The sequence below is a fragment of the Acidiphilium sp. genome (genome assembly GCF_049977125.1).
GTDB lineage: Bacteria > Pseudomonadota > Alphaproteobacteria > Acetobacterales > Acetobacteraceae > Acidiphilium.
In genome coordinates this window covers 1-4341 of the sequence record NZ_JBMFGY010000197.1, presented here as the reverse complement: position 1 = coordinate 4341, position 4341 = coordinate 1, and the positions used below count along the sequence as shown (strand labels likewise).

5 protein-coding genes are annotated in these 4341 nt (G+C 52.3%); 3 read left to right on the top strand and 2 right to left on the bottom strand.

Annotated features, from left to right (window positions below):
* Nucleotides 1-1226: 1226 nt before the first annotated feature.
* The gene (locus ACP5E6_RS16540; protein WP_427955978.1) at nucleotides 1227-1904 is read right to left on the bottom strand and encodes a PEP-CTERM sorting domain-containing protein; all 678 of its coding nucleotides are present in this window, start codon (nucleotides 1902-1904) and stop codon (nucleotides 1227-1229) included.
* Nucleotides 1905-2764: 860 nt separating this feature from the next.
* A complete protein-coding gene (locus ACP5E6_RS16535) occupies nucleotides 2765-2965 on the bottom strand; it encodes a hypothetical protein (RefSeq protein ID WP_427955975.1) in 201 nt (66 codons plus the stop codon).
* A gap of 289 nt (nucleotides 2966-3254) precedes the next feature.
* On the opposite strand from ACP5E6_RS16535, the gene ACP5E6_RS16530 reads away from it, so the two are divergent.
* Genes ACP5E6_RS16530 through ACP5E6_RS16520 form a run of 3 tightly spaced genes read left to right on the top strand, consistent with a single transcriptional unit; the run spans nucleotide 3255 to nucleotide 4204 of the window.
* Complete coding sequence (locus ACP5E6_RS16530) at nucleotides 3255-3716, top strand: recombinase family protein (RefSeq protein WP_427955973.1); 462 nt, start codon at nucleotides 3255-3257, stop codon at nucleotides 3714-3716.
* Nucleotides 3717-3734: 18 nt separating this feature from the next.
* Nucleotides 3735-3917 carry a hypothetical protein gene (locus ACP5E6_RS16525; protein ID WP_427955970.1) on the top strand — a complete coding sequence of 61 codons (183 nt, stop codon included), beginning with the start codon at nucleotides 3735-3737 and terminating at the stop codon, nucleotides 3915-3917.
* Nucleotides 3914-4204 (top strand): type II toxin-antitoxin system RelE/ParE family toxin, encoded by a 291-nt coding sequence (locus ACP5E6_RS16520; protein WP_427955968.1) that lies wholly within the window; start codon nucleotides 3914-3916, stop codon nucleotides 4202-4204. Before ACP5E6_RS16525 ends, ACP5E6_RS16520 begins: the two co-directional genes overlap by 4 nt.
* Nucleotides 4205-4341: the final 137 nt, after the last annotated feature.

Sequence of the window (4341 nt, the reverse complement as noted above, 5' to 3'; positions counted from 1 at the left end):
AGCGATACCCCTTCAAGCGAAATGACGACGGCAAGTCCGCCATGCGAGATCGCTAAGGGCACATGCCGCCATCGTCAACCTGACAATGCCGTGGTAAGTCCCCAGATGTGGTCTCCGGTAAGGCTTCGAACACATGTCGAGAATCATGTCCGGCACGGCGATCCAACCCTCACAGACTATGTTCCGAGTTCATTCCGAAAAGGCCTCTGAGAACTATAACGGTTTGGTCAGGTAAAAATGAGAATGAGACAAATTGAGAGAGAGAATGTGACAAGTAGAATAAGGCAAATTCCCAGCGGCGTGAGAATGTTGTGATCGTATAGTTCCAGGAGTGCTTTTTCGAAGCGATCGAACCAATAGCTCACCGGCAAGGCTCTTTACAAAATAATGACACTACCATTACTATCAATTAATCTGAAATCCTTAGGATCGCAAGGTGGCTGTGACGCATTGTGCATTTCGCGGGCCAACCAGCGTTATTCCAGAAACCCGCAGGGCAACGCTCGGCATCTGAATCGGCCCGCACCCTGCTTTGTCGGCAGGTTTTCCTCATCAAGCTGTCCATGGTGGCGGCAGTGAGAGTCAGCGCACTGGCAGGGAAGTACAATTGTCTCAAGCGTTACGCTCGAATATGGCGCCATTAATCTGGACATTCGGCACTTGCCGACGAAGGTCCGGCGCCGTCACGTACATGACTACCAACCCGACCGCTGCCGTTGTCTTCTCTGGGCCGCTTTTGGGTTGTTCAATTACATTCGGTCAACCAGTCGACGTAGCTGGGCATCTCACGCCAGTCACCACAACGCGGGCGGCCTCAATCCGGTTCTGAAGGCGGCCATGGCTACCGATGTCCGTATTTGTCCACGAGATCGATGCACGACAGTTGTTTGGCCCAATCGCCCGGATATGAGGGTATCGTGATGGACGCCTGAATTCCGGATAATGTACTGCCGCGACTTCAGTCAGCAATAATATTGCAATCGCGGCAGCGAATATTAAAACAAAAGAAAAAACATTAATCCGTTGCTTTATATCCATATATATATTTATCAATTAGCATATTTAAATAGGAATGGAAAATTAATACCATTTTATCTTCTCTTAGGTCGAACAGATAAATATTTTAGAATATCAAAAACAATGATTATTGAGAAAAGCCATCATGGATGGATATCGCCGACCCCAGCTGGATCGGCCCCTGAATCCGGGGCCGATCCGTTGGTCGCTTACATCGAGGGTGCGGAGCCGACTTTACCATTCTTGCGGCGTAGGATCAGGCCAAGACCGATAAGACCGGTTCCGAGTAGGGCGAGTGAACCGGGTTCGGGCACGTCGGTCATAGATGGCGGTACCGAGAATGTTGTTGAAATCCCGGTTGCTCCCTGACTGTTGGTCTGACTCAGAGCGAAGCTGATCTCTGAAGGCAAGGATGTTCCGAGAGCTCCGGTATTATCAGTGAATAGCCCGAGGCCTTGGAGAATCAGACCGCTATTGGCCGCGACGCTGGACAGATTGGTCAACGAAAAACTGTACTGCCCCTGGGGTCCAAAAGTCAGGAAGTTCATATAGTTAAGTGTTTCGGTGGTACTGGTTGCTGGAAGCGGTATCGTAAGCGGGTTAATCGTCACGGCTTGGCCCAGTGTAAGGTCGTTCAAAAAGGCATTTGTATAGCCGAAATATGTCGCGGGTATGCTGCTGACAGTTTCATTAGCCGGTACCGTGAAACTCGCAATTGAGGTGAGTGGCACACCTGCTGGGGTGGTCACGATGGTGCCTAGGGCATTGATGGTAAAGGTGCCGTAGGTCTGCATCATTGTTCCTGCGAGTGCAGTGGACGACGCAAGTCCGCTGAGAGCGAGAACGCTGGCAAAGAGTAGTGTCTTCCTCATCAAAATATCTTTCATGGTATCAAGAGATAGCGCAGGACAATTACCTGCAATTTTTTATAAGCAATTTTTATGCCAACAATTAAAGTGTTATATATCATAAGCATAAACGTTACACATTATAATAGTGTAAATAATCCAAGAATGTCGTTACAATATCCGTTTATATATTTTTAGCAAAACAATATTAATATAATAATACAAAAACATTTATTGCGTGCGCTAATTATTTTAATCCAAAAAAAGAAATTTAATTTAAAAATAAATGTCAGGCTTTCTGATATGCTGAAAAATATGATTTACATTTTTGCAACTGAATGCCGCCAGTCCAACGATGTTTTCGGATTGGTTAAAAAATGTCCAATAATCGATGTAGAGACGAGCCTGCGGACAAATGTTCTGGCCTCATTTATGCCTGACGAACATAAAAGTCACTTTCTTGACCGCCCCCCATAAGCATCATGCAACAACGTCATAACGGGTCAGGGCGAAACGGGTGTCTTCGGTACTGACGGTTCGGGCGATCCCGAATCCTGTGTCTCAAGGGGAGTCTCCTGAGCAACCATTCGGACGAAGAGTCCCGCCGAGATGGCTGAGAAAACGACGGGGGTCGCGAGAATCGTGCTGGGACCTGACCACCCCAAACTCGACGCGGTAGAGTTGACGACAGGCGCGGTAGCTTTAGCCTTCCGGTGGGTCAGTGGTGGCGCTTTCGCGCTCCCCCCTCAGTCCGGACTGACGTGGCTCCGTTTCCTGTCGCCGCTCATCGAACCGGACCATGGAGCAAGATCGATACCGCGCAGCACTCGCTGGCGTCCGCCACCTGCTCTCACTCGTCGCTATATCAAAGCGTTGAACAGCCGTGGATCGCTAACCGATCAACGATAGGGTGGGGCGGTGAGGGCGGATGTCACTTTCGCCTGGACGTAGGCAAAATTGGCCCCAATCTTGCGGGCCACCGGTATCATCACTCCAAGTGCAAATAACAGCGACAGGACGCTAACGAGGAAGTATTGGACCATAAAAGCGCCGAGCCCAACAAGCGGGGCAAGGAATCGAAAACTGCGTGTTTGAGCCATTTGTGTTAGAATCCTAGAAGTTAGCAGAACCATCGCTCGTGCAAGACAGAAACCTCAATGCAACAACGGTGCCGCGCTCACGGACCCAAAAATATCAAAGGGTTAACTAAAATCGTCATAGTGGTTTGTAAAGAATCCTGACAAATCACGGTAATTTTCTGATGTTCGGCCGCATCTCCACCACCAGCCAAAAAGGTTGAGGCGGCTTACTCAATCGCTACTTTCGGTTCCGTAGCTATCGGCTCCAGACTGGAAGGCTAAAGCTACCGCGCCTGTCGTCGACCCTACCATGCAGCGACCAGCTTTCCGGCATCTGGTCGATCGATTGGAAGCCGATGATGTTCTGGTCGTCACCAAGCTCGATCGCCTCAGCCGCAATGCCATGGATGTTTGGAGCACCGTCGATGCGCTGGCGGCGATCGGTGTCCGGGTTCACTGTCTCGCCTTGAGCGGGGGCGACCTGACCAGCTCGCCCCGTCGGATGACGATGCAGGTGATCGCGTCCGTCGCCGAATTCGAACGCGATCTGCTGGTCGAGCACACACTGGCTGGGTTGATCCGGGCGCGCAGCACCGGAAAGGCTCTTGGCCGGCCGACAAGCCTAAATGAGGAGCAGAAACGACAGATTGTTGCCCGGCTCGATGCCGGTAGTTCCGTGTCCGCGCTGGCCCGCGAGTACCAAACCAGCCGGCAAACCATCATTCGGGCGCGGTTTCGCTTGACATCGCATCCCAACGAACGAACACTCTGATCCAGAGGATTTGACCAAATGAACCACCCAGCCGCTCAGATTGACCACGAACTTGAAGCCGAACGGCAGTTGCTCGAAGCTGCAGTGGCCAAAGCGGAAGCCGACCAGCGCTATGTGACGCATGAAGATATGCGGGCTTGGCTGCTACGGCTTGCTCACGGGGATTTCAACGCACCACCTCCGGATTTGCGCGACCCGTGATCGTCCGATGGCTGGCTTCGGCCCGGCACGACGTGACCTCGATCGCCCGCCATATCGCGACAGAGAATCCGCTCGCCGCAACGCGCATGGCCCAGGAACTTCTGATCGCGGGCGATAGTCTGGGATCATTTCCACATCGCGGCCGTCCGGGATTAGCTCGGGGCACACGGGAGCTGGTCGCGGTCTGGCCATATCTCATTGTCTATAGGATCGATTTTTCCGCTCAGATCGTCCGAATTATCCGCGTCTGGCATGGCGCTCGCGACCGGGGTGAGATAATTCCATGATCGTCCCTGACCTCTCCGCCAAGTATTCATCGCCACCTGGCGCGGCCCTGACAGGCCACCTCGACCAATCTCCGTGCCCCTCTGACTACCGCCCCGGCCCGCCCCCGCCTCCGGGACTACCGCGTGACTTCCAGGTG